Raw genomic sequence first — 22,969 nt, forward strand, 5'->3', positions numbered from 1 at the left:
CGGGTGCACCGCCTGGCCAGGGAATTCCCGTCGCGCCCGGGTGGCCCGGGGTACCGTCCCGCCATGAAGATCATCGATGTCGAGCCCGGCGACCCGCGCCTGGAGGCCGAGCTCCTGCCCGTCCTGAGCGAGCTCCGGCCGCACCTGACGCCCGAGCTGTTCCGGGACGTGTACGAGCGCGGCCACGCGCAGGGGCTGCGGTTCAGCGCCGCCTACGCCGACGACGGGGCGTGCGTCGGCGTGGCCGGGTGGCGGATCGTCCACAACACCAGCTCCCTGACGCAGCTGTACGTGGACGACCTGGTGACCAAGGCCGCCAGCCGGTCCACCGGCGTCGGGCACGCGCTGATCGGGCACCTGGAGGAGCACGCCCGCGCGGCCGGCTGCCACGAGCTCAACCTGGACTCCGGCACCCACCGCACCGGCGCCCACCGCTTCTACCTGCGCGAGCGCTTCGACATCGTGGCCTTCCACTTCTCCCGGATGCTCAAGCCCCTGGGGGAGTGAGCTCCAGCCGCCAGTCGTTGCAGCGCATCCGGTGGCCCGGCGGGTACTCGAACTCCCGCTCCGTGAGGAGCGTGAAGCCCGCCTTGCGGCACACCGCGTTCGACGGCGCGTTCTCCGTGGACGGGTAGGCGTGCAGGTGGTGGAAGCGGCCCTCGGCGCGGGCGCGTTCCACCACCGCGAGCGTCGCCGCCGTCGCCACGCCCCGGCCCTGGAAGCCCGGCAGCACGGTCCAGCCCGTCTCGTAGACCGAGGCGGCGGACGCCTCCTCCGCGTGCTCCCAGAAGCCGATCGCGCCCGCCGCGACCTCCTCCGGCAGCAGCACGATCCGGAACATGCACCCGGCGCGGTCCGGGTCCGCGCCCAGCCGCTCGTAGCGCGCCTGGCGCGCCGCGAGCTGCTCCTCGGTCTCCGGGCCGCCCAGATGCTCCATCAGCTCCGGTGCGTTCATGGCCCGGAGGAGCCCGAAGTCCTCCTCCGACCAGGGTTCGAGCCGCACCGTGCCGTTCCCGCCGTTCCCGCCGTTCCCGTCGCGTCCGCCCCGGCCGCCGTTCGCGCTGTCGTCGTCCATGGGCGCACCCTAGGTCACGCCGCTGACAGCGCCCGGGCGTACGCCGTCGGCGGGATCCCGACCGTCGCCGTGAAGTCCCGTACGAGATGGGCCTGGTCGCTGTAGCCGAGTTCGGCCGCGAGCCGGGACCAGTCCGGGGGGCCGGCCGCCGGTGCGGCCCGGGCGCGTTCCAGGGCCTCGTGGATGCGGTAGCGCAGGATGACCCACTTCGGGCCGACGCCGACGTAGGCGGCGAACAGGCGCTGGAGCGAGCGCGGCGAGAGCCCGGCCCGGTCGGCGAGGGCGGAGACGCGCCGCATCGCGCGGTCCGTCCGGACCAGGTCGACCAGGGCCATGGCCTGTGCGGCGGCCGGGTCGGGCGCGGGGCCGTGGGCCAGCAGGAAGGCGTCGAGGGCCGCCACGCGCGCGTCGTCGCCGGCGGGGGAGAGGACGGCGGCGGCCTCGGCGGTGCCGGTGGCCGGGAACGCCTCCGTGAGCGGGGCGATCCGGCCGGTCCAGTGCGAGACCGGCCGGGCGGTGGCGAAGGGGCGGAAGCCGCCGGGGCGGAACTGCACGCCGCAGACCCGGCCGGTGCCGGTCAGCTTCTTGGTGAAGAGCTCCAGGCCGATGCCCGAGAGGACGGCCGAGTCGCCCGCCTCCTCCCCGCGTTCGAACACCACGTTGACCGACGGGTGCGGGACGACGTGGGACGCGTACGGCTCCGTCAGGTCCCAGTCGATCAGCCAGTAGTGCTCCAGGTACGGGCGGAGCGCGGGGGCGGGGGAGTGGCGGCGGAAGCGCACGCGGGTGAGGAGTTCGGCGGGGTCCACGATGCCCCGGGTGTCCCGGCGCGGTCCTGGGGCGGCGGTCATGTCGCGCATGGTGTCCGGTCCGGGCCGTCCGATCAAGGACTCAGCGCAGGCGGCCCGCCGCGCCCAGGGAGAGCCGGGAGACGACCTGGCCGAAGGCCCGTTCCTCGGCGGGGGTGAGGGCGACCGTCTCCTGCGGGTGCCAGATCCGCTCCAGCGGGGTGTTCGCCCGCTCGCGGCGGGCGCGGGCGCGCAGGCCCAGGGCGACCCAGACGGCGGCGGAGAGGGCGAGGAGGCCGAAGAGGGTGATCACGCGGGGGTCCGAGAACTGGCCGGGCAAGGTCATGGCTGACTCCAGGGCGGGGCGCCGCGGACGGCGGCGTGCCCCTGGCAGGGGGCGCGCGCCCGCACGGCGCTGTCGATTCCTACTGCTTCCTCCCGACCCGTTCAGTTAACACCACCCTGGGGGTCTTTCGGCAGGGGGGTCCGGGACCAAAGTCCCGGGCGTGCGCCGGGGCGGGAGGCCCTCTTGTGCGCGTGGTGGAACCGCTTCAAGGTGGCGGGGACGGAGGTTTCCGGCCGGGGAGGGAGCGGTCCAATGGCTGACGCGACGGGCACGGGCGGGTGGGGTTTCACGGACGACCGGGGCGCGGCCCTGGCGACGCGGCGCAGGCCGGAGCGGGTGGTGGCGTACGTACGGGCCGGGGCGGCCCTGCTCGACCTGGGGGTGCGGCCGGTCGCGGTGTACGGCTCCGGGCACGACGGCGACCTGCTCGATCCGGTCAAGTCGGGCGGTCTGGCGGCGGCGGGGGTGCCGTACCTGGGCCCGGGGCGGGCGCTGGACGCGGAGCGGCTGCGGGCGCTGGGCGAGGTGGACCTGGTCGTCGACGTGACGTACGACGGGAAGAGCCCGTACGCGCTCGACGAGGCGCTGGCGGAGGAGGCGGGGGCCCCGCTGGCGGCGCTCTCCGTCGGCGGCGAGCTGGCGCTGCCGGCGATCGTGGGCCGGTTCGGTGAGCTGGCCTCCGCCCTGGGGGCGGCGGCCGGGGCCTCGGGGCGGGTGGGCGACGCGGAGGCGGCGCTGCGGGCGGCCGCGGGGCGTGCGGACGTGGGGGTGCTGGCCCTGTCCGGGGCCGGGCCCGAGCAGGTGCACCTGGCGCGGCCGCACGCCTGGCCCGAGCTGGCCCGGCTGGCCGAGCTGGGGGTGCGGTTCGTGGATCCGGGGCCGGGGCCGGGCGCGAACTGGCTGACGACCGACTGGGAGCACGCGGTCGGGCTCGCGCCGGACCTGGTGCTGTTCGACAGCCGGGCCAACGCCGTGCCGCCGCACGCGGTCCCGCCGGGGGCCCGGCTCGCCCCCTGGAACCCGGAGACCCCGCCGAGCCCGGCCGCCTGCGCCCGTTTCTTCCAGGACCTGGCGGCGGCCCTGGAGGACCGGGAGGGGTAGGCCCGGCGCGCCGTGGGGCCTCGGGCCCGGACCACGCGCCCCCCCCTGCACGGGCCATGCCTCTGACCGGACCACGTGCCCCCTGCGCAGACCACGTGCCCCCCGCGCGGGCCACGTGCCTCCTGCGCAGGCCACGCGCCCCCCCGCGCGGACCACGTGCCCCCTGCACAGGCCACGTGCCCCCTGCGCGGGCCACGTGCCTCCTGCGCAGGCCACGCGCCCCCCGCGCGGGCCATGTCCCTGACCGGGGCTATGTCTCTGGACCGGGGCGAGGCCCTCGGACCGGGGCGACGCCCCCGGACCGCGGCCATGCCCCTGCACCAAGGCCATGCCCTGGACCGGGTCCGACCCCCGGTCCAGGGTCACGGCGCCTGCCGGGCCGCGGCCCCGTGCGGGGGTCGCGGCGCGCCTGTGGGGTCCCTACGGCAACCGCGCCCGCAGGGACGCGGCGAACTCCTCCGCCCGGGTCAGCTGGGCGTGGAGTTCCGCGACGCGTTCGGTCGCCGCGCGTTCGTAGCCGCGGACGCGGGCGACGAGGGCGGCGCGGGTGGGCGGGTCGAGTTCGTCGGGGGTGTCCGGGGTGTCGGCGGCGAGGCGGTCGACGGCGGTGAGCAGCTCGCGGGTCTCGTCGAGGGTGAAGCCGAGCGGCTTCATCCGGCGGATCACCATCAGGCGGGCCACGTCGGCGTCCGTGTAGAGGGGGAAGCCGCCCTGGGAGGCCGCGGACGGGACGACGAGGCCGCTGTCCTCGTACTGGCGGATGGTGCGCAGGGAGAGTTCCGTCCGGGCCGCCACCTCGCCGATCTGCATCGGCTCGCGGGTCGGGCGGGGGGCGGTGCGCGCTGTGCTCACGGTGTCGAGTCCTTCCTCGTGCGGGGCCCCTCGTACGGGGCGCCGGCGGGCGCGGCTTCCGCGCATTAGATCCGATTCGTCCTAACTTCAGCACTTATGAGAGCTGGAAGCGTGGCGAAACGCCTGCTGGTAGGACGTCCGTTGGACAGCGCGCGGCTCGGCGAGACCCTGCTGCCCAAGCGGCTGGCCCTGCCGATCTTCTGCAGCGACCCGCTCTCCTCCGTCGCCTACGCCACGGAGGAGATCCTGCTGATCCTCGCCCTCGGCGGCCTCGCCGTGCTCCATCTGGCCTGGTACGCGGCGGTCGGCATCGTCGTGCTGCTGCTCGTGGTCGTCGCCTCCTACCGGCAGACCTGCTACGCCTACCCGGGCGGCGGCGGGGCGTACGTCGTCTCGGCCGAGAACCTGGGCACCACCGCGGCCCTCACCGCGGCCAGCGCGCTGCTCATCGACTACGTGATGACCGTCGCCGTCTCCGTCGTCTCCGGGGTCGCCGCGATCACCTCGGCCGCGCCCGCGCTGGACGGCCACGCGACGGTCATGTCGGTGGTGTTCGTGGCCGTGCTGGCCTGGCTGAACCTGCGCGGGGTGCGGGAGTCGGGCCGCTGGTTCGCGCTGCCCACCTACGCGTTCATCGCCGTCATCTACCTGATGTTCGCGGTCGCGGCGGTGCGGATGGCGTCGGGCGCGACGATCCGCGCCGAGTCGGCGGACCTGCCCGTCGAGGCGGTCTCCACCTACTCGGGCATCGCGCTCGTGCTGCTCGGGCTGCGGGCCTTCGCCTCCGGCTGCACGGCGCTGACCGGCGTCGAGGCGATCAGCAACGGCGTGCCGGCCTTCGCGAAGCCCAAGAGCCGCAACGCGGCCACGACCCTGGCGGTGATGGGCGGGCTCTCCGTGACCATGTTCTTCGGGATCACGGTGCTCGCGATGGTCTACGAGGTGCACGTCGCCGAGGACCCGACCGAGCTGGGGCTGCCGCCCGGCACCCCGACCTCGACCGCGCTCGCCCAGATCGGGCGCGCCACCTTCGGCGACTGGCACGTCCTCTTCTACGCCCTCCAGGCCGTCACCGCGGGCGTCCTCGTCCTGGCGGCCAACACCGCCTTCAACGGCTTCCCGATGCTGGCCTCCGTCCTGGGGCGCGACCGCTACGCGCCCCGCCAGCTCGTCCACCGCGGCGACCGGCTCGTCTACTCCAACGGCGTCCTGCTCCTGGCGCTGGCCGCCATCGCGCTGATCGTCGCCTTCGACGCCAACCTCACCCGGCTGATCCAGCTCTACATCCTGGGCGTCTTCGTCTCCTTCACGCTGTCCCAGGCGGGCATGGTCAAGCACTGGCGGCGAGAACTCGCCACGCCGGCCGGGGCCGCCCAGCGGACGCACATCCTGCGGCGGCTGGCGATCAACGCGTTCGGCGCCTGTCTGACGGCCGTCGTCCTCGTCATCGTCCTGGTCACCAAGTTCACGCACGGGGCCTGGATCGTCGTCATCGCGATGCCGCTGCTCTTCGCCGGGATGAAGGGGGTGCGCCGGCACTACGACGCCGTCGCCGCCGAGGTGGCCGTCGCCCCCGACGCCCACCCGCACCCGCTCGCCGCGAACCACGTCCTGGTCCTGGTGGCCTCGGTCAACGCGCCGAGCCTGCGCGCCCTGTCGTACGCGAAGACCCTGAAGCCGGCCTCGCTGACCGCGGTGACGGTCGCCGAGGACCCCGCCCAGGCGGAGGTCCTGCGCGCCTCCTGGGAGGCCCACGGCATCGACGTACCGCTGCGGGTGCTGAACTCGCCCTACCGCTCGATCGTCCAGCCGCTGCTGCGGCACATCCGCGACGCGCCCGAGCGCTCCCCGGACTCGGTGGTCTCCGTGGTCATCCCCGAGTACGTCGTCGGGCGCTGGTGGGAGCAGCCGCTGCACAACCAGAGCGCGCTCCGGCTCAAGACGCGGCTGCTGTTCATGAAGAACGTCGTGGTCATCGACGTGCCCTACCGGCTCGCGTCGGCCCGGGAGCTGGCCGCCGAGCGCGCGAAGGCCGCCGCGGAGGCGGCGCGGGAGAGCCCCTAGGGAAAGCCGCGTCCCGGATCCGTCCGGGGCGGGCCGGTCCGCCCGTCCGGGGGCCTGCCTACGGTGGCCACGGCCTGTCTACGGCCACACCAGGCAGTACGGCTGGTGGCCGGCCTCGTGCAGGCGGACCGAGAAGTCCTGCCACTCGTGGAGCAGCTGGTAGACGTTGAAGGCGTCCCGGGGGCCGCCGCGGTCGGGGACGGTGGACCAGATGAAGGCGGCGGCGCCGACCGACTCCTCGCCGATGCCGCGCAGCGGGTCGACCACGGTCATGGGCAGTTTCACCACGGCGTAGTCGGGGTGCAGCACCACCAGTTCCAGCGGCGGCACCTTGTGCAGCGGCATGCCCTGGATGCCGGTGAGCACCATCGCGGCTATGGTCTCCGGCTTGATCTTGGTGAACAGGCCGCCCATGCCGAGCTCGTCGCCGCCCAGCTCCTCGGGTCGCATCGAGATGGGCACCCGGGCCGCCGTCGCGCCGTCGGGCGCGCCGAAGTACTTGTACGTCACCCCCAAGCCGCCACCCCGTGATTCCCCGGCCTTCCGCTCGCCGGCTCCGAGTCCGCCAGGTCCGCCGGGCTCCGCCGGCTCTCCGGTCCTCGGGGCGTTCGCCCTGGGCTCCTCGGCCCTCCGGCGCCGGTGCCTCCCCCGCCGGACAGGGTCGGGACCCAGGTCGTCAGTCCCCTCGCCCGGTCCGCCACCGCGATGCATATCTCCACCCGACTGCTGTTCCGAGCCGCGCGTCTCCGCGGCGCGACCCGATCATCGTGACAATGACCTCCCCCACGTTCGTACGGTGAAACACCTGTCCGCAAGAACGCCGTGGCCTCTGACACCATGGATTCCGTGAGCCATCCCTATGACGCCCCAGTTTCGCAGACGCGGAGGACAGACGCCCCGGCGTAATTCAGAGGGTGCTCACTCCATCCCTCCGTACTCGCAGGTCAGGATCCCAGTGCCGTATTCATACGAAGCCCCAGTCTCACAGACGCTTTTCGACCGCGCGTCCCTTGTGACGCCCGGCGGCGTGAACTCACCGGTGCGCGCCTTCCGTGCCGTGGGCGGTACGCCCCGGTTCATGGTGTCCGGTACCGGTCCGTACCTCACCGACGCCGACGGCCGTGAGTACGTCGACCTCGTCTGCTCGTGGGGACCGATGATCCTCGGCCACGCGCACCCCGAGGTGACCGCCGCGGTGCAGGCCGCGGTGGCCCGCGGCACCTCCTTCGGCACGCCGGGCGAGGGCGAGGTCGCGCTGGCGGAGGAGATCGTCGCGCGGATCGAGCCGGTCGAGCAGGTCCGGCTGGTGTCCAGCGGCACCGAGGCGACCATGTCGGCGATCCGGCTGGCCCGCGGGTTCACCGGCCGCGCCAAGGTCGTCAAGTTCGCCGGCTGCTACCACGGGCACGTGGACGCGCTGCTGGCCGCGGCCGGCTCCGGCGTCGCCACCTTCGGCCTGCCGGACACGCCCGGCGTGACGGGCGCGCAGGCCGGGGACACCATCGTGCTGCCGTACAACGACCTGGAGGCGGTGCACGAGGCGTTCCACCGCCACCCGGGCGAGATCGCCTGTGTGATCACCGAGGCGTCCCCGGGCAACATGGGCGTCGTCCCGCCGCTGCCGGGCTTCAACCAGGGCCTGAAGGACGCGTGCGAGAAGAACGGCGCGCTGTTCATCTCCGACGAGGTCATGACCGGTTTCCGCACCTCGCGGGCCGGCTGGTACGGCGTCGACGGCGTGAAGCCCGACCTGATGACCTTCGGCAAGGTCATGGGCGGCGGCTTCCCGGCGGCGGCCTTCGGCGGCCGCGCGGACGTGATGGGCCACCTCGCCCCGGCCGGCCCGGTCTACCAGGCGGGCACCCTCTCCGGTAACCCGGTCGCGACCGCCGCCGGCCTCGCGCAGCTGCGGCTGCTCGACGACGCCGCGTACGAGAAGGTGAACGCGGTCTCCGCGGAGATCCAGGGCCTGGTCACCGACGCGCTCGCCAAGGAGGGCGTGGCGCACCGGCTGCAGACCGCGTCCAACATGTTCTCGGTCTTCTTCACCTCCACCGAGGTGCGGAACTACGAGGAGGCGAAGAAGCAGGAGGCGTTCCGCTTCAACGCCTTCTTCCACTCGATGCTCGCGGACGGGGTCTACCTGCCGCCGTCGGCGTTCGAGTCCTGGTTCGTGTCGGCCGCCCACGACGAGCGGGCCGTCGAGCGGATCGCCGCCGCCCTGCCGGCCGCCGCCCGCGCCGCCGCGGAGGCCACGGCATGAGCGACGTGCGCCCCGAGGGGAACGTGAGCGACGAGGACATCACCGTCGTGCACCTGATGCGGCACGGCGAGGTGCACAACCCGGACGGCGTGCTGTACGGGCGCCGCGCCGGGTACCACCTGTCCGAGCTGGGCCGGCAGATGGCCGACCGGGTCGCCGAGCACCTGGCCGGCCGGGACGTCACGCACGTCGTGGCCTCCCCGCTGGAGCGGGCGCAGGAGACGGCCGCGCCGATCGCCAAGACCCACGGTCTGGACCTGGCCACGGACGGGCGCCTGATCGAGGCGGCGAACGTGTTCGAGGGCAAGACCTTCGGCGTCGGCGACGGGGCGCTGCGCAAGCCGGGCAACTGGAAGCACCTGACCAACCCGTTCCAGCCGTCCTGGGGCGAGCCGTACGTGGAGCAGGTCGTCCGGATGATGGGCGCGCTCGACGCGGCGAAGGACGCGGCCCGCGGGCACGAGGCGGTGTGCGTGAGCCACCAGCTGCCGATCTGGATCGTGCGCAGCTTCGTGGAGAAGCGCCGGCTGTGGCACGACCCGCGGCGGCGGCAGTGCACGCTGGCCTCGCTGACCTCGTTCACGTACCGGGGCGACCGGATCGTGTCGGTCGGCTACAGCGAGCCGGCGCTGGATCTGGTGCCGGTGCACCTGCGCGCGGGTGCGAAGCCTGTGAAGGGTAAGGCGAAGGCCTTCGGCGCGTAGCTTTTTCGCTCTATCGTTCGGGGCGGTCCGGCGGCGATGTGCCGCGGGACCGCCCTGAAATATTTGTTCTGTTTTTCCGGAACCTTCGTGTTCCTCATGACATCTCACTGATTGTCGGTTTGGAATGACTTCAGGTCATACGTCAGCGCGAATGGGGATGTCATGCGCGGGATCAGTCGAAGGGGACTTCTGGGGGCCGGGGTCGGTGCCGCCGCGGCGCTCGGCATCGCCGGGTGCAGTGGCAACAATCAGGATAAGAGTGGACGTTCCGGACCCGGCAAGGGTGGGGACGCGTCCGGCGGACCGGACAACCCCGCGCCCACCAAGGACGACGGCCGGCCCATCGGCGACGGTTCCACCGCCGACACAGGAAAGCAGCCGAACCAGCCCGACGCCCCCGTGCCGCTCGAACCCGGCCAGACCCCGCCGCAGTTCGTGATCTTCTCCTGGGACGGTGCCGGCGAGGTCGGCAACGGCCTCTTCCCGCGCTTCCTCGAACTGGCCAAGAACCACGACGCGGCCATGACCTTCTTCCTCTCCGGGCTCTACCTCCTGCCCGAGTCGAAGGCCTCCCTCTACCGTCCGCCGAACAACCGCGTCGGCGCCTCCGACATCGGCTACCTCACCGACGACCACGTCAAGCAGACCCTGAAGTACGTCCGCCAGGCCTGGCTCGAAGGCCACGAGATCGGCACCCACTTCAACGGGCACTTCTGCGGCGGCTCCGGCTCGGTCGCCAACTGGACGCCCGCCCAGTGGCAGAGCGAGATCGACCAGGCCGTCGGCTTCGTCACGAAGTGGAAGACCAACACCGGCTGGACCGACCTCGACCCGCTGCCCTTCGACTACACCAAGGAGCTCGTCGGCGGCCGCACCCCCTGCCTGCTCGGCCAGGACAACCTGCTGCCCACCGCCAAGCGGCTGGGCTGGCGCTACGACGCCAGCTCCCCGGGCGGCCGTCAGACGTGGCCGGTCAAGCGCGGCGGCCTGTGGGACCTGCCGCTGCAGGCCGTGCCCTTCCCCGGGCACTCCTTCGAGGTCCTGTCGATGGACTACAACATGCTCGCCAACCAGTCGAAGAACTCGACCAAGGGCATGCCCTCGCGCTACCCGGGCTGGCGCAAGCAGGCCACCGAGGCCTACCTGGCCGGCTTCCACCGCGCCTACGAGTCGAACCGCGCCCCCTTCTACATCGGCAACCACTTCGAGCAGTGGAACGGCGGCATCTACATGGACGCCGTCGAGGAGGCCCTGAAGGGCATGGCCGGGAAGAAGGACGTCCGGCTGGTCTCCTTCCGCCAGTTCTGCGACTGGCTGGACGTCCAGGACCCGAAGATCCTCGCCAAGCTGCGCACCCTGGAGGTCGGCCAGCAGCCGGCCGGCGGCTGGAACGCGTTCCTCCGCCCGGCTTAAACGATCTTGACAAGGGGCATCTTGGGCACGTAGGGGGGTGCCCAAGATCCGCGAAACGCCCATGCGAAACTTTTCACATGAGTCTTAGCCGCGCCTCGCGACGCACCCTGCTCGCGGTCGGAACGATGACGATCGCGCTCGCCCTCTCGGCCTGCAGCTCGGACACCAACGGCAAGTCCGGGGGCGGCGGCGACACCGGCTTCGTGACCAACACGGGCGGTATCTCCACCGTCGCCAAGGGCGAGCGCAAGCCGGTCGCCGCGCTCGCGGGCGACACGCTCGAAGGCAAGCGGCTCGACGTCGCCGACCTCAAGGGCAAGGTCGTCGTCCTCAACGTCTGGGGCTCCTGGTGCCCGCCCTGCCGCGCCGAGGCGCCGCACTTCGCCAAGGTCGCCAAGGACCTCAAGGCGCAGGGCGTGGAGTTCGTCGGCATCAACACCCGCGACCCCAACAAGCAGCCCGCGCTCGCCTTCGAGGACGACTACGGTGTGCCCTACCCGAGCCTGTACGACCCGGCCGGCAAGCTCATCGTCGGCGGCTTCCCCAAGGGCACGCTCAACCCGCAGGCCATCCCGTCCACCGTCGTCCTCGACAAGAACGGCAAGGTCGCCGCGCGCTCGCTGATGGCGCTCGACGAGACCAAGCTCCGCTCCATGATCGAACCCCTGATCGCGGAGAAGTGAGAGGCACGACGTGAACGAGACGGTCTTCAGCGGAGCCCTTCTGCTGGCCCTGCCCATCGCCGTGCTCGGCGGTCTGGTCTCCTTCTTCTCGCCGTGCGTGCTGCCGCTCGTCCCCGGTTACCTGAGCTACGTCACCGGGGTCACCGGCACCGACCTCGCCGAGGCCCGCCGCGGCCGGATGACCGCCGGCGCCGGCCTCTTCGTGCTCGGCTTCACCGTCGTGTTCGTCTCCGGCGGCGCGCTCTTCGGCTACTTCGGCTCGACGCTCCAGGAGTACCGCGGGACGCTGACCGACGTGCTCGGCGTGCTCATGATCCTCATGGGCGTCTTCTTCGTCGGCCTCATGCCCTGGTTCACCCAGCGCGAGTTCCGCTTCCACAAGAAGCCCGTCACCGGCCTCGTCGGCGCGCCGCTGCTCGGCGCGCTCTTCGGCATCGGGTGGACGCCCTGCATCGGCCCCACCCTCGCCTCCGTCACCGCGCTCGCCGCCAACGAGGCCAGCGCAGGGCGCGGGGCCCTGCTGACCGTCGCGTACTGCCTCGGTCTCGGGCTTCCGTTCATCCTCACCGCCATCGCCTTCCGCAAGGCGCTCGGTGCGTTCGCCTGGGTCAAGAAGCACTACGTGTGGGTGATGCGGATCGGCGGCGCGATGATGATCGTCACCGGTCTGCTGCTCCTCACAGGAGTGTGGGACAGCATGGTCGCCGACATGCAGAGCTGGTCCAGCGGTTTCACGGTGGGGATCTGAGGGTTTTCGACATGAGCAAGACCGAAACGACAGGGCAGCAGGACCACCTCGGCGAGGCCGGGGCCCAGCTGTCCACCGCGCCCCGGGAGGAGACCGTCATCGGCGGCCCCACCCTGGGGCCGTTCGGCTGGGTGCGCTGGTTCTGGCGTCAGCTGACCTCCATGCGGGTCGCTCTGATCCTCCTCTTCATGCTCTCGCTCGGCTCGATCCCGGGCTCCCTCATCCCGCAGACCAGCGCGGACGAGGTGAAGGTGCGTGCCTTCAAGGAGGCCCACGAGACGCTCACGCCGATCTACGAGAAGCTCCAGCTCTTCGACGTCTACAGCTCGGTGTGGTTCTCCGCGATCTACATCCTGCTCTTCGTCTCCCTCATCGGCTGCATCGTGCCCCGCACCTGGCAGTTCGTCGGCCAGCTCCGCAGCCGCCCGCCGGGTGCCCCCAAGCGGCTCACCCGGCTGCCCGCGTACACGACCTGGCGCACCGAGGCCGAGCCCGAGCGGGTCCGCGAGGCCGCCCTCGCGATGCTCAAGGGCCGCCGCTACCGGGCCCACACCGTCGGCGACGCGGTCGCCGCCGAGAAGGGCTATCTGCGCGAGGCCGGCAACCTGGTCTTCCACATCGCGCTGATCGTCATGCTGGTGGCCTTCGCCTGGGGCGTGATGTTCAAGTCCGAGGGCGGCAAGCTGATCGTCGAGGGCGACGGCTTCTCCAACACGCTCACGCAGTACGACGACTTCAAGTCCGGCTCGCAGTTCGGCACCGACGAGCTCGAACCCTTCGGCTTCACCCTCGACAGCTTCACCGGCACGTACGAGAAGAGCGGCCCGCAGCGCGGCACCCCGCGCACCTTCGAGGCGGCCGTGCGCTACTCCGAGGTCGGCAAGCCCGAGAAGAAGGCGATCATCCGGGTCAACGAGCCGCTGAAGGTCGGCGACGCCAAGGTCTTCCTGATCGCCCACGGGTACGCGCCCGTGGTCACCGTCAAGGACGGCCGCGGCAAGGTCGTCTACCACGGCGCCGTCCCGCTGCTGCCCTTCGACAACAACGTCACCTCGACCGGCGCCATCAAGGTGATGGACGGCTACCGCGACAAGAACGGCAAGAAGGAACAGCTGGGCTTCAACGCCTTCTTCGTGCCGACCTTCGCCGGCGCCGGCAAAGGCCAGATGTTCTCGCAGTTCCCCGCGCTCGACTTCCCCGTGATGGCCGTCACCGGCTACCACGGCGACCTGCGCGTGAACTCCGGCCTGCCGCAGAACGTGTACCAGCTGGACACCTCCAAGATGAAGCAGTTCAAGGTCCAGGGAGGCACGGGCAGCGCGAACCGCCTGCTGCCCGGCGAGACCATGACGCTGCCGGACGGAGCGGGCTCGATCACCTTCGAGAAGGAGATCAAGGAGTGGGCCAGCTTCTCCATCACCCAGCAGCCCGGCAACGGCCTCGCCCTCGCGGGCGCGGTCGCCGCGATCCTCGGCCTCAGCGGCTCGCTGTTCATCCAGCGCCGCCGGGTCTGGGTCCGGGCCGTCCGGGGCGAGGACGGCGTCACCGTCGTCGAGATGGCAGGCCTTGGCCGGAGCGAGTCCGCCAAGCTGCCCGAGGAGCTGGCCGAGCTCGCGGTCACGCTCAACACCGAGGCGCCGACCGCGCCGGAACCCTCCGAACGAACCGCGGAAGCCGCGGAAGAACCTGCCGAAGGGGCTGAGAAGTGAATCTCGCCGCCACCACCAACGAGAGCATGGCGCAGATGAGCAACACGCTCATCTACTCCTCGATGGCCGTCTACACCCTGGCCTTCCTGCTCTACATCGCCGAGTGGGTGCTCGGCAGCCGCAGCAAGGTCGCCCGCACGGCAGCCGCGCTGACCGGCCCCGAGGCGGCCGGCACGGCCCCGTCGGTCACCGTGCGGGCCGCGGCGGGCGGCACCGCCGTCCTCGACCGCCCGAAGGTCGTCGTCCGCTCGGCGGCCGGCACCCGGGACGTCCCGGACGGCCCCGGCGCTGCCGGCGGCACCGCCAAGGGCGACCTCTACGGCCGGATGGCGATCTCGCTGACCGTCCTCGCCTTCGCGATCCAGGCCACCAGCGTGGTCGTCCGCGCGCTCGCCGTGCAGCGTGCCCCCTGGGGCAACATGTACGAGTTCTCCACCACCTTCTCCACGGTGGCGGTCGGCGCGTTCCTCGGCTTCCTCGCCGCGAAGAAGAACGTCCGCTGGATCGGCCTGCCGCTGGTCACGGTCGTCCTGCTGGACCTGGGCGTCGCCACCACCGTGCTCTACACCTCCAGCGACCAGCTCGTCCCCGCGCTGCACTCGTACTGGATGTGGATCCACGTCTCCACCGCGATCATCTGCGGCTCGGTGCTCTTCCTCGGCGCCGTCGGCACCGTGGCCTACCTGCTCCGCGACTCCTACGAGAACAAGCTCGCGAACGGCGGCAAGCCCAGCGCCTTCACCACCTCGGTGATGGAGCGGCTGCCCTCGGCGGCGACGCTCGACAAGTTCGCGTACCGGGTCAACGCGGCGACCTTCCCGCTGTGGACCTTCACGATCATCGCGGGCGCGATCTGGGCCGGCGACGCGTGGGGCCGCTACTGGGGCTGGGACGCCAAGGAGGTCTGGGCCTTCATCACCTGGGTCGGCTACGCCGCCTACCTGCACGCCCGGGCGACGGCCGGCTGGAAGGGCCGCAAGGCCGCGTACATCGCGCTCATCGCCTTCGGCTGCTTCCTCTTCAACTACTACGGCGTCAACATCTTCGTCAGCAGCAAGCACTCCTACGCCGGCGTCTGAGCCGGCTCCGAGCTAGCGGGGCGCGGGCCCCGGGGTCACGCTGGAGGTATGAGCGAGATCCCCCGGGGCCGGAGCGAGACCCACGACGGCGACACGCACGTGCTGCGCTTCACGGTCGGGCTCCCGCACCCGGTGCCCCTGGTATGGGCCGCCGTCGCCTCGCCCGAGGGCCTGCCGCAGTGGCTCTGCGCGGCCGACCCGCTGGAGCCGCGGCTCGACGGACGCGTCACTCTCCGCTGGCTCAACGGCGACACGGTCGTCTCGGGCCGGGTGACCGCCTGGGACCCCGACGTCGTCGCCGAGTACACGGTCGGCCCGCCGCACGGCCGGATCCGCTTCCACCTGGAACCGGGTCCGGACGGCGGCGGGTCGGCCGTGCTGCGTTTCACCGCGGAGTTCCGGGGGCCGCGGGGCGCGAAGGTGGACATGCTGGCGGGGTGGCACGAGCACCTGGAGCGACTCGTCCGGGCCCTGGACGGGCGGCCCACGGAGTGGCGGGACTGGTCGCCCGAGCGGTGGCGGGAGCTGAGGGAGCTCTACGCGCGGGACGACGCCCCCTGGCCCCGGTGGGAGCCGTAGGCGGGGGCGTGCGCCGCCGTCGTGGGCGCCGGGGCTAGCCCTGCCCGGGCGGCAGGCAGCTCTCCGCCGGGGGCCTGCCCTCGGGCCAGGCGATCTCCACGAAGCGCTGGGTGCCGTCCTGGGCGAGTTCCACGATCGGAACGGCCTTGTTGTACGGGTTGCCGAAGTTGTCCAGGCAGATCCAGCCGCTCGCGCCCTGCACCCGCAGCGAGCCCTTCACCTGCGGCCACTGCACCGGGACGTCGGCGAGCTCCGGGTAGGCGGCCTTGTCGGGGGTGGCCTGCCGGATCGCGTGGACGGCCGTCGCCATCGCGTCGTAGGCGATGATCGCCTGCCCGTCGGCCAGGGCGACCGGCTTCTTCGAGGCGCGGGCGATGTCGCCGACGAAGGTGTCGTACGCGACGGTGGAGCCGCCCGTCGCCGGGACCGGCCGGCCGGGGGCGGGGCGCCAGGCGTCGGGGTGGGCGAGCGAGGCGTAGCGGACGGTCAGCCGGGCCTTGAGGGCGGCGCGGTTGAGCCGGGCGTCGCCGCCCAGGTAGGAGCCCTCGTCGCCGGTGAGGACGGTGAACCGGCGCTCGGCGCAGCCGCGGGCGCCCAGGGCGTTGATGAACTGGCGCAGCTGGGTGTGGCGGCCGGCGAAGAAGACCGTCTCGGCGCGGGTGTCGCAGATGAGGTGGGTGATCTGCCGGAAGGTGTTGGCGGTGGTGCCCTCCTCGGTCGGGTCGGGCGGCGAGGTGAACAGCTGCGGCTCGTAGGGGGCGCCCTTGAGGGAGGCCGCGAACGCGGCCTTCAGGGTGTCGGTGTAGTGGTCGCCGGTGCGGGTGTCCTGGACGAGCAGGGCCTTGGCGGCGTTCACCTTGCCGAAGTGGGCGAGGGCCTTGGCCTCGTCGCTGTTGGTGGGGGAGACCCGGGCGAGCCCGGGGTAGAGGTTGTGGCCGGGCCCGTTGGCGATGTCGTCGGCGGTGATGGTGGTGCCGACGACGGCGATGCCCGCGCCGGTCAGGGCCGCCACCGCCTGGCGTATCGGGGTGGAGGAGGTGGCGACGCCGGTGACCGCGCGCAGCCGGGCGGGGGCGTCGGTCATGCCCTTCAGCTGCTCGACGGTGGTCTGCCAGTGGGCGTTGCCCTTGCCGGTGTTGGCGAGGACCAGACGGATCTTCGGGGTCTCGCTGTTGGACTCGTGGTTGGCCCGGTACTGGCGGGCGTAGGCGCCCTGGAGCTCGTGCAGGACCTTGACCCGCATGCCCGGGTCGGGCGAGGTCAGGGGGAGGAGGACGGCGACGGTGGCGTACTCGTCGGGCTTCAGCGTGGCGTTCTCGCGCTGGATGAGCCCGGCCACCTCGGCGAGGCCGGGGACGCCGAAGGCGTAGCCGTCGCCGTTGACGCCGATGCACTCGGCGGAGCCCTGGGGGCGTTCGACGCCCGCCGCGCAGGAACGGTCCTCCGGGGTGACCCAGGCCCTGATCCCGTAGAACAGCGGCACGCCGAGCACGACCAGGGCGATCAGTCCGGCGAAGAGCTTCTGCCTCGGGGTGAAGAGGTAGCGGTTGCGCAGCCGGTTGGGCATGGCCTCAGACTCCGTCCTCGCGGCCCGGCGGCAGCGACGGGCGGCGCCAGGCTCGAATGTCCCTCGGCCAGTGGGTGGCCGCGTCCCACAACGGGCTGTTGCCGGTCAGATGACGGCCGGACAGCTGGCGCAGTTCGTGCGCCAGCTTCTCGGTGACGTCCTCGTCGGGCAGGGCGAGCGGATCGGTGAGCAGCCATACGGCGTGCAGCAGCCGCCGTACGGACAGGTGGAGTTCGGTCGCCTCGGCGTCGAGCCCGTCGGGCAGGTCGGGCACGTGGCGGCCGAGGGCGGCGTCGCGGCGCGGGTCGGGGCCGGTGTGGCCGGCGGTGCGCGGATAGGGGGCGGCGGCGATGAACCGCAGCCGGCCGAGCCAGCCCAGCACGTCGAGCTCGTGGAAGGTGCCGCTCAGATGGGCGACGGCGCCCTCGGCCCGGCCCAGGGCGAGTTCGTGGTGGAGCCGGTACGGGCGGGCCGTGTCCTGACCCTCCTGTTCGCCCTGCTCGTAGTGCCGGTGCAGGGTCTCGTGGACCGCCCGCCAGGCCGCGTGGCGCGGGTGGTCGCCGTCGGCGAAGCGCAGCCGGTGCAGCAGCAGGGCGCGCAGCAGCGGGTCGCCGACGAAGTGCTCGGTGCCGTCCGGCCAGTCCTCGGCCCGCAGCTCGTCGCGGACCCGCAGCGCCATGTCGCCGTCCCGGGACGCGGTGTGCAGCCGGGTCCTGGCCAGCAGCCGGGCCGAGACCTCGTCGTGGGCTGCGGCGAGCACGGTGAAGGGCTCCAGGCGCGGCTGCGGGAGGAGCGCGGCGAGCAGGGTGGGGGCGACGGGCACCGGGTGGGCGTCCTCGCGGAGTTCCACGTCCAGGTCGAGCAGGGCGCCGGGGGTGAGCCGGGGCCGCTCGGTGCGCGGGGTCTCGGCGGCGGCCTGCCCGAGCAGGGTCACGCCGAGCGGCCTGCCGCCGGTCAGCCGGTGGACGCCCCGGGCCAGGTCGGCGGGGGTGAGCCCGGAGGGGTCGAGGCGGTCGAAGGCGGCCTGGGTCTGGGCGGCGGACAGCGGGGTGAGCTCGACGGCGAGGATGCCGGAGGTGATGTCGGCGCCGCGCTCGCAGGCGGCCCGGTGCATGGTCTCGGGCAGCCGCACCCGGCGGGCGTGCCGCATGCCCTCGTGCCGGCGGACGCGGGAGGTGGCGAGGACGACGACCTTGTCGCGGCGGCCGTCGTGGCGGGCCCGGAGGACCGGTTCGACGAGCCGGCGGCCGAGTTCGACGTGGGCGTTGTCGAGGAGCAGGACGGGCCGGCCGCGGCGGGTGCCGACCCGGGTCAGCCCCTTGTAGGCCTGGCCCAGGTCCTCGACGAGCGCGCCGACGAGGAAGTCCTCGGCCTCCTGGCGGCGCCGGCCGCCCTGGTCGAAGTCCATGGCGAGCTGCTGGAGCCCGGCCTTGCCGCGGCCGCCGGCGTTGCGGTAACTCCCGTACCAGTTCTCGGACTTCTGGTGGAAGCGGCCGAACACCTCCTCCAGGACGGTCTCGACGGTGGCCTCGGCGAGCAGTCCGGCCAGCGGGGCGGCGGCGTCGGCGAAGGTGGCGGCCAGCTTGGTGAGGACCTTGGTGACCCAGTTGGTGGCGGCGCCCTTGGTGGCGTCGACGGTCGACAGGACCGGGCCGAGCCGCTGGAGGTCGCGCTGGGCCCGCTCCTCGTCCTCCTGGGTCCAGCTGATGGAGGCGACCGCGACCAGGCCGAGCGAGAGCCGCGGGAACTGCACGGACTTCGCCCCGGTCACCCGCGGCGACAGCTGGACGGCGAGCTCGGCGAGCGCGCCGGTGAGCTCGGTCCAGCCGGGCCCGTGGTCGGCGGGCGGCTCGATGCGGGCGCAGTCGACCAGGGCGAGCGGGGTGGCGCCCTTGTAGGTGTTGCGGAGCTGTTTGAGCAGGGCGGTCTTGCCCATGCCGCGCCCGCCGGTGAAGACCACGACGGGCGGGTCCTCGCCGTGCTCGAACGGGACCCGCGCGAAGTCGCCGCCGCGGAGCCCGATGAGCCGCGCCGCGAGTCCCGAGTCGTGGAACACCGCCTCGCGACCGTAGAGGACTCTGTCCACCCGCCACCCCCGCATCCCACCAGACGTGCCCCGTCACATCCTCAAGTCCAGGATAACTACAGGGTGTTGGGAATCCAGTACGGTTTGCGATGCGGTCTCGCGGGTCTCACCGGTCCGCGCTGATCGCGTCGAGCTGGGCGCGCAGGTACGCGTGGGACTCGATGCCGTGGATCGTGGTGCCCGGGTCGCACTCGTAGAAGTAGACCAGCGACATCAGCTCCTCGGCCGGCGCGTCCGCCGGCGGCGGCAGGACCCGGTGCCGTCCCGAGCGCCAGCGCCCGCCGGTCCAGCCCGCCATCAGGTCGCCGATGTTGACCGTGAGCGCCGCCGGGTCGTACGGGGCGTCCCGCCAGCCCTCCGCGTCCGAGTACACCTGCAGCCCGCCCCTGCCCGCCTGCCGGTCCAGGACGGTCACCGTCCCGAAGTCCGTGTGCGGGCCGATCCGGAACTGCCCGGGCTCCGGCTCGCCGAGCCGCTCCCGGCCCGGGTACCAGTTGACGTTGAAGCCGAAGGTGGGGTGGCCGGTGTGCCGGGTGAAGAAGTCCGCGCCCTCGCCGAGCGCGAGCCCGAGCAGGTCGAGCACCCGGTCCGACAGCGCCCGCATCCGCTCCAGGTAGGTCTCCACCAGCGGCTTCAGCTCCGGGACCTCGGCGGGCCAGGTGTTCGGCAGGAACCACTCGGCGTCCACCTCCGGGCGCCCGGTGGGCCGGTCCGCGGCGAAGGAGAGCGACTCCTTCAGGTCGGGCGGGGTCGCGGTGCCCTCCGCGTAGCCGTTGGCCTCGGCGCCGGGCCCGAGCCAGCCGCGCCCGCCGACCCGCACCGCGTACCGCTCCTTCGTCTCCCCGGGCAGCCGGAAGAAGGCGCCGGCGCTCTCCCGGATCGCCGCGGGCAGCGCGGGGTCGATGCCGTGCCCGGTGACCAGCAGGAAGCCGGCCCTCCGCAGCGCCCGGTCGATCGTGCCGAGGTCCGGCTCCGCGGCGGAGAGGTCCACGGTCGGAATGCCGCCGTCAGTCATCGCCGATGTCCTCGTTCCACAGGGCCGGGTTCCGCTCGACGAACTCCCGCATCAGGGCGGCGCAGTCGGGATCGTCGAGCACCAGGACCTCCACGCCGTGCTCGGCCAGCCAGTCGTGGCCGCCGTGGAAGGTCCGGGCCTCCCCGACCACCACCCGTGCGATCCCGAACTGCCGCACCAGACCGGAGCAGTACCAGCACGGCGACAGCGTCGTCACCATCGTCGTGCCCCGGTAGGAGCGCTGCCGTCCGGCCGCCCGGAAGGCGTCGGTCTCCGCGTGCGCCGACGGATCCCCGTCCTGCACCCGCCGGTTGTGCCCGCGCCCGAGCAGCGCGCCGTCCGCGCCGTACAGCGCGGCCCCGATCGGGACCCCGCCCTCGGCGAGCCCGGCCCGCGCCTCGTCGAGGGCGACGGCCAGCCAGCGGCGGGCCCGCTCCGGGCCGAGCCGGCCGAGGGGCGTGCCGGGACCGGCGGCATCGGCGGGACCGGCCGGATCGGCGGGGCCGGCCGGATCGGCGGGATCGACGGTGTCCATGGGAGGACCCTTCCCCGGTGACGGCCGGGCCAGCCATCGGCTCCCCCGATGGGGCCATCGGCAGGACGCCCCACTGGCCCGTGGACCGCCCCGGGCCCCCGTTCGTAGCGTCGTCGGCATGAGAAACGAGACCAGGGGAACCCTCGAACTGACCCTCGCCATGGTGCTCTCCGGCACCCTCGGCGTCTTCGTCGTGGAGTCGGGCGCCTCGCCCTTCACGGTCGTGTTCTTCCGGTGCGTCTTCGGCGCGGCCGCCCTCGGCGCCTACAGCCTGGCCCGCGGCTTCTTCACCGGGCACGGGTTCACCCCGCGGAAGCTGGGGCTCGCCGCGCTCGGCGGCGCGTTCATCGTGCTGAACTGGGTGTTCCTCTTCGAGGCCTACGAGGCCACCTCGATCTCCTTCGCCACCGTCGTCTACCACACCCAGCCGTTCTTCCTGGTGCTGCTCGGCGCCGTCGTCCTGCGGGAGCGGATCAGCGCGGCCAAGCTGGGCTGGCTCGCGGTCGCCTTCGCCGGGCTCGTCCTGGTGTCGGGCGTGCGCCCCGGGGACACCGCCTCGCTCAAGGGGCTCGGCCTCGCCCTGGCCGCCGCCGTCCTCTACGCCCTGTCCACGGTCGTCACCAAGCGGATCACCGGCGTCCGGCCGCACCTCGTCGCGCTCGTCCAGGTCACCGTCGGCATCCCGCTGCTGCTGCCCTTCGCCGACCTCGGCGAGGCCGCCCGGCTCGGCACCGGCTGGGCCTGGCTCGCCGGACTCGGCCTGATCCACACCGGACTGATGTACGTCCTCATGTACGCGGCCTACGCCAAGCTGCCGACCGCCCGGATCGCGGTCCTCGCCTTCACCTACCCCGCCGTCGCGATGCTCGCCGACTGGCTCGTGTACGGACACCACATCGGCCCCGTCCAGGCCCTGGGCGTCCCGCTGATCGTCCTCGCCAGCCTCAGGGTGACCCGGGCGACTCGGACACGAGCCGCCGCAGCTGCTCCACGAACAGCCGCACGTGCGCCGGAAGCCGCTTCCCCCGCCGCCACGCGATCTGCGTGAACAGGGTGAACGGCGGCTCCCAGTCGAGCGCCGTCAGCGCCCCGGACGCCAGCTCCCCGGAGACGGTGATCCGGGGCAGCAGCGCGATCCCCAGCCCCGCGGCCACGCCCCGCTTGCTCGCCTCGATCGTGCCGAACTCCAGGAACGCCGGGGACCAGGGGCCCAGCTCCGCCTCGAACAGGTCCCGGTAGGCGCAGCCCGGCTCGGTGCCCACCAGGCCCACCGCCGCCAGCTCCGCCGCGGTCAGCCCCCTCCGACCGGCCAGCGGGTGACCGGGGGCGGCGACCAGGACCAGCGGCTCCTCGCCCAGCACCTCGCTCTCCAGGCCCTCGTGCCGGGTCTCCCGCTCCAGCAGCAGCCCCAGGTCGAACGTGCCCTCGCGCAGCGCCCGCAGGGTGGCGTCGCCGAGCGTCGGGCGCAGGGTCAGCTGGACCTTCGGGTAGCGGTGGTGGAAGAGCTCCAGCAGCGGCGGCAGCCGGTAGGAGGTGAGCGACTCCACGGTGCCGACGGCGATCGTGCCGGCCGGCTCGTCGGTCGCCGTGACCGCGGCCCTGGCCTCGTCGGCGAGGTCGATGATCTGCCGGGCGTACGGCAGCAGGCGCTCCCCGGCCTCGGTGAGGCGGATCCGGGAGCCCAGCCGCTCGAAGAGCTCGACGCCCAGCGAGGCCTCCAGGGCCCGGACCTGCGAGGTGACGCTGGACTGGGCGTAGGCCAGCTCGGCGGCGGCGCGGGTGAAGGAGAGGACGGTGGCGACCTTCTCGAAGGTGACCAGGAGCCGCAGCTCCATCAGCCGTCGGTGTCCTTGGCGTCCTTGGCGTCCTTGGCGTCCCTGGAGTCCCTGGAGTCCTTGGATTCCCGGGCGTCCCCGGCGCCGTCGCCCTGCTCGCGGCGCTTCAGCTCCTCCTCGCGGCGGCGCAGGTCGGCCTCCCAGTCCTTGAGGAGGGACTCGTCCTTCGCCCGCTTCTCGTCAGGCGCGGCCTCTTCCTTCAGCGACTTCAGGAACTCGGGGTTGTCGTCCGGGGCGACCCAGCCGCCGGAGCCGCCCGCGGCGCCGCGGACGGCGCGGCGCTGCTTGCCGGCCGCGAACCAGACGATCGGGCCGACGATCCAGAAGAGCAGGATGATGATGACCCAGACCACCTTGGGCAGGTGCTTGGTCTCTTCCTCGGGGGTGTTGAGGCAGTCGATGAACGCGTAGATCGTCAGCGCCAGCGGCAGGATGTACATCAACGCCCTGAGCATGTGGGACAGCCCCCTGGAAGCAGCGGCGGGAGCGCGTTTCGACGGCCCCGGTGACACAGCCAGCGTAGCCGG

Annotated in this window: 23 protein-coding genes; 12 read left to right on the forward strand and 11 right to left on the reverse strand. The window is 72.7% G+C overall.

Annotation, left to right across the window (positions count from 1 at the left end):
• Window positions 1–63 precede the first annotated feature (63 nt).
• The gene (locus tag ABD981_RS22920; RefSeq protein ID WP_046909980.1) at window positions 64–507 is read left to right on the forward strand and encodes a GNAT family N-acetyltransferase; all 444 of its coding nucleotides are present in this window, start codon (window positions 64–66) and stop codon (window positions 505–507) included.
• Here ABD981_RS22920 and ABD981_RS22925 read toward each other — a convergent pair.
• The 3 genes from ABD981_RS22925 to ABD981_RS22935 are packed head-to-tail and all read right to left on the reverse strand — an operon-like array spanning window position 488 to window position 2,209.
• Window positions 488–1,075 carry a GNAT family N-acetyltransferase gene (locus ABD981_RS22925; protein ID WP_123954854.1) on the reverse strand — a complete coding sequence of 196 codons (588 nt, stop codon included), beginning with the start codon at window positions 1,073–1,075 and terminating at the stop codon, window positions 488–490. The two genes, ABD981_RS22920 and ABD981_RS22925, sit on opposite strands and share 20 nt — an antisense overlap.
• Window positions 1,076–1,089: 14 nt before the next feature.
• Window positions 1,090–1,926 carry a helix-turn-helix domain-containing protein gene (locus ABD981_RS22930; RefSeq protein ID WP_046910014.1) on the reverse strand — a complete coding sequence of 279 codons (837 nt, stop codon included), beginning with the start codon at window positions 1,924–1,926 and terminating at the stop codon, window positions 1,090–1,092.
• A 40-nt stretch (window positions 1,927–1,966) separates the two neighbouring features.
• A complete protein-coding gene (locus tag ABD981_RS22935; RefSeq protein ID WP_046909979.1) occupies window positions 1,967–2,209 on the reverse strand; it encodes a hypothetical protein in 243 nt (80 codons plus the stop codon).
• A gap of 252 nt (window positions 2,210–2,461) precedes the next feature.
• On the opposite strand from ABD981_RS22935, the gene ABD981_RS22940 reads away from it, so the two are divergent.
• A complete protein-coding gene (locus ABD981_RS22940) occupies window positions 2,462–3,310 on the forward strand; it encodes a hypothetical protein (protein WP_046909978.1) in 849 nt (282 codons plus the stop codon).
• Between the two features lie 420 nt (window positions 3,311–3,730).
• Here ABD981_RS22940 and ABD981_RS22945 read toward each other — a convergent pair whose 3' ends face one another.
• Complete coding sequence (locus tag ABD981_RS22945) at window positions 3,731–4,120, reverse strand: MerR family transcriptional regulator (protein WP_046910013.1); 390 nt, start codon at window positions 4,118–4,120, stop codon at window positions 3,731–3,733.
• A 138-nt stretch (window positions 4,121–4,258) separates the two neighbouring features.
• Here ABD981_RS22945 and ABD981_RS22950 point away from each other — a divergent pair, with 138 nt between their 5' ends.
• A complete protein-coding gene (locus tag ABD981_RS22950; protein WP_046909977.1) occupies window positions 4,259–6,226 on the forward strand; it encodes an APC family permease in 1,968 nt (655 codons plus the stop codon).
• Between the two features lie 78 nt (window positions 6,227–6,304).
• Here the strand turns inward: ABD981_RS22950 and ABD981_RS22955 are convergent, their stop codons facing one another.
• Window positions 6,305–6,937, reverse strand: coding sequence for a hypothetical protein (locus tag ABD981_RS22955; protein WP_123954853.1), 633 nt, complete (start codon window positions 6,935–6,937; stop codon window positions 6,305–6,307).
• A gap of 244 nt (window positions 6,938–7,181) precedes the next feature.
• On the opposite strand from ABD981_RS22955, the gene hemL reads away from it, so the two are divergent.
• The 8 genes from hemL (at window position 7,182) to ABD981_RS22995 (ending at window position 15,404) form a co-directional block, all read left to right on the forward strand.
• The gene (gene hemL, locus ABD981_RS22960; RefSeq protein WP_123954852.1) at window positions 7,182–8,489 is read left to right on the forward strand and encodes a glutamate-1-semialdehyde 2,1-aminomutase; all 1,308 of its coding nucleotides are present in this window, start codon (window positions 7,182–7,184) and stop codon (window positions 8,487–8,489) included.
• A complete protein-coding gene (locus ABD981_RS22965; protein ID WP_046909975.1) occupies window positions 8,486–9,193 on the forward strand; it encodes a histidine phosphatase family protein in 708 nt (235 codons plus the stop codon). The genes hemL and ABD981_RS22965 overlap by 4 nt, the downstream gene beginning before the upstream one ends.
• Before the next feature lie 162 nt (window positions 9,194–9,355).
• Window positions 9,356–10,606, forward strand: a complete 1,251-nt coding sequence (locus tag ABD981_RS22970) for a polysaccharide deacetylase family protein (RefSeq protein WP_046909974.1) — start codon at window positions 9,356–9,358, stop codon at window positions 10,604–10,606.
• A 77-nt stretch (window positions 10,607–10,683) separates the two neighbouring features.
• Window positions 10,684–11,289: a TlpA family protein disulfide reductase gene (locus ABD981_RS22975; RefSeq protein WP_046909973.1), complete on the forward strand. Its 606-nt coding sequence runs from the start codon at window positions 10,684–10,686 to the stop codon at window positions 11,287–11,289.
• A 10-nt stretch (window positions 11,290–11,299) separates the two neighbouring features.
• Complete coding sequence (locus ABD981_RS22980; protein WP_046909972.1) at window positions 11,300–12,037, forward strand: cytochrome c biogenesis CcdA family protein; 738 nt, start codon at window positions 11,300–11,302, stop codon at window positions 12,035–12,037.
• Window positions 12,038–12,048: 11 nt separating this feature from the next.
• A complete protein-coding gene (gene resB / locus ABD981_RS22985; protein WP_046909971.1) occupies window positions 12,049–13,746 on the forward strand; it encodes a cytochrome c biogenesis protein ResB in 1,698 nt (565 codons plus the stop codon).
• Window positions 13,743–14,825 carry a c-type cytochrome biogenesis protein CcsB gene (gene ccsB, locus ABD981_RS22990; RefSeq protein WP_046909970.1) on the forward strand — a complete coding sequence of 361 codons (1,083 nt, stop codon included), beginning with the start codon at window positions 13,743–13,745 and terminating at the stop codon, window positions 14,823–14,825. Before resB ends, ccsB begins: the two co-directional genes overlap by 4 nt.
• 48 nt (window positions 14,826–14,873) lie before the next feature.
• Window positions 14,874–15,404 carry an SRPBCC domain-containing protein gene (locus ABD981_RS22995; RefSeq protein ID WP_046909969.1) on the forward strand — a complete coding sequence of 177 codons (531 nt, stop codon included), beginning with the start codon at window positions 14,874–14,876 and terminating at the stop codon, window positions 15,402–15,404.
• Window positions 15,405–15,438: 34 nt separating this feature from the next.
• Here the strand turns inward: ABD981_RS22995 and ABD981_RS23000 are convergent, their stop codons facing one another.
• The 4 genes from ABD981_RS23000 to ABD981_RS23015 form a co-directional block, all read right to left on the reverse strand.
• On the reverse strand, window positions 15,439–16,971 hold the full coding sequence (locus tag ABD981_RS23000; RefSeq protein ID WP_046909968.1) for an ABC transporter substrate-binding protein: 1,533 nt from the start codon (window positions 16,969–16,971) through the stop codon (window positions 15,439–15,441).
• Window positions 16,972–16,975: 4 nt separating this feature from the next.
• On the reverse strand, window positions 16,976–19,027 hold the full coding sequence (locus ABD981_RS23005) for a hypothetical protein (protein ID WP_240495360.1): 2,052 nt from the start codon (window positions 19,025–19,027) through the stop codon (window positions 16,976–16,978).
• A 136-nt stretch (window positions 19,028–19,163) separates the two neighbouring features.
• The gene (locus ABD981_RS23010; protein WP_046909967.1) at window positions 19,164–20,072 is read right to left on the reverse strand and encodes an isopenicillin N synthase family dioxygenase; all 909 of its coding nucleotides are present in this window, start codon (window positions 20,070–20,072) and stop codon (window positions 19,164–19,166) included.
• Window positions 20,065–20,607, reverse strand: a complete 543-nt coding sequence (locus ABD981_RS23015) for a nucleoside deaminase (RefSeq protein ID WP_240495359.1) — start codon at window positions 20,605–20,607, stop codon at window positions 20,065–20,067. The genes ABD981_RS23010 and ABD981_RS23015 overlap by 8 nt, the downstream gene beginning before the upstream one ends.
• Window positions 20,608–20,725: 118 nt before the next feature.
• On the opposite strand from ABD981_RS23015, the gene ABD981_RS23020 reads away from it, so the two are divergent.
• Complete coding sequence (locus tag ABD981_RS23020) at window positions 20,726–21,655, forward strand: DMT family transporter (protein WP_123954851.1); 930 nt, start codon at window positions 20,726–20,728, stop codon at window positions 21,653–21,655.
• On the opposite strand, the gene ABD981_RS23025 is transcribed toward ABD981_RS23020, so the two are convergent.
• Both ABD981_RS23025 and ABD981_RS23030 read right to left on the reverse strand, forming a co-directional pair.
• A complete protein-coding gene (locus ABD981_RS23025) occupies window positions 21,552–22,442 on the reverse strand; it encodes a LysR family transcriptional regulator (protein WP_046909966.1) in 891 nt (296 codons plus the stop codon). The genes ABD981_RS23020 and ABD981_RS23025 overlap by 104 nt on opposite strands.
• The gene (locus tag ABD981_RS23030; RefSeq protein WP_046909965.1) at window positions 22,442–22,897 is read right to left on the reverse strand and encodes a PLD nuclease N-terminal domain-containing protein; all 456 of its coding nucleotides are present in this window, start codon (window positions 22,895–22,897) and stop codon (window positions 22,442–22,444) included. The genes ABD981_RS23025 and ABD981_RS23030 overlap by 1 nt, the downstream gene beginning before the upstream one ends.
• Between the last annotated feature and the right edge of the window lie 72 nt (window positions 22,898–22,969).

It is taken from the genome of Streptomyces showdoensis (genome assembly GCF_039535475.1).
Classification (GTDB): domain Bacteria; phylum Actinomycetota; class Actinomycetes; order Streptomycetales; family Streptomycetaceae; genus Streptomyces; species Streptomyces showdoensis.

Bases quoted from the DNA above. Each gene is read 5' to 3' on its own strand.
- ABD981_RS22945 (WP_046910013.1), bottom strand. From the start codon at position 4,120: ATGCAGATCGGCGAGGTGGCGGCCCGGACGGAACTCTCCCTGCGCACC.
- ABD981_RS23030 (WP_046909965.1), bottom strand. From the start codon at position 22,897: ATGCTCAGGGCGTTGATGTACATCCTGCCGCTGGCGCTGACGATCTAC.
- ABD981_RS22920 (WP_046909980.1), top strand. From the start codon at position 64: ATGAAGATCATCGATGTCGAGCCCGGCGACCCGCGCCTGGAGGCCGAG.
- ABD981_RS23025 (WP_046909966.1), bottom strand. From the start codon at position 22,442: ATGGAGCTGCGGCTCCTGGTCACCTTCGAGAAGGTCGCCACCGTCCTC.
- resB (WP_046909971.1), top strand. From the start codon at position 12,049: ATGAGCAAGACCGAAACGACAGGGCAGCAGGACCACCTCGGCGAGGCC.
- ABD981_RS22950 (WP_046909977.1), top strand. From the start codon at position 4,259: ATGAGAGCTGGAAGCGTGGCGAAACGCCTGCTGGTAGGACGTCCGTTG.
- ABD981_RS22940 (WP_046909978.1), top strand. From the start codon at position 2,462: ATGGCTGACGCGACGGGCACGGGCGGGTGGGGTTTCACGGACGACCGG.
- ABD981_RS22925 (WP_123954854.1), bottom strand. From the start codon at position 1,075: ATGGACGACGACAGCGCGAACGGCGGCCGGGGCGGACGCGACGGGAAC.
- ABD981_RS22930 (WP_046910014.1), bottom strand. From the start codon at position 1,926: ATGACCGCCGCCCCAGGACCGCGCCGGGACACCCGGGGCATCGTGGAC.
- ABD981_RS23000 (WP_046909968.1), bottom strand. From the start codon at position 16,971: ATGCCCAACCGGCTGCGCAACCGCTACCTCTTCACCCCGAGGCAGAAG.
- ABD981_RS22975 (WP_046909973.1), top strand. From the start codon at position 10,684: ATGAGTCTTAGCCGCGCCTCGCGACGCACCCTGCTCGCGGTCGGAACG.
- ABD981_RS23015 (WP_240495359.1), bottom strand. From the start codon at position 20,607: ATGGACACCGTCGATCCCGCCGATCCGGCCGGCCCCGCCGATCCGGCC.
- ABD981_RS22995 (WP_046909969.1), top strand. From the start codon at position 14,874: ATGAGCGAGATCCCCCGGGGCCGGAGCGAGACCCACGACGGCGACACG.
- ABD981_RS22935 (WP_046909979.1), bottom strand. From the start codon at position 2,209: ATGACCTTGCCCGGCCAGTTCTCGGACCCCCGCGTGATCACCCTCTTC.
- ABD981_RS22955 (WP_123954853.1), bottom strand. From the start codon at position 6,937: ATGCATCGCGGTGGCGGACCGGGCGAGGGGACTGACGACCTGGGTCCC.
- ABD981_RS23020 (WP_123954851.1), top strand. From the start codon at position 20,726: ATGAGAAACGAGACCAGGGGAACCCTCGAACTGACCCTCGCCATGGTG.
- ABD981_RS22965 (WP_046909975.1), top strand. From the start codon at position 8,486: ATGAGCGACGTGCGCCCCGAGGGGAACGTGAGCGACGAGGACATCACC.
- ABD981_RS23010 (WP_046909967.1), bottom strand. From the start codon at position 20,072: ATGACTGACGGCGGCATTCCGACCGTGGACCTCTCCGCCGCGGAGCCG.
- ABD981_RS22970 (WP_046909974.1), top strand. From the start codon at position 9,356: ATGCGCGGGATCAGTCGAAGGGGACTTCTGGGGGCCGGGGTCGGTGCC.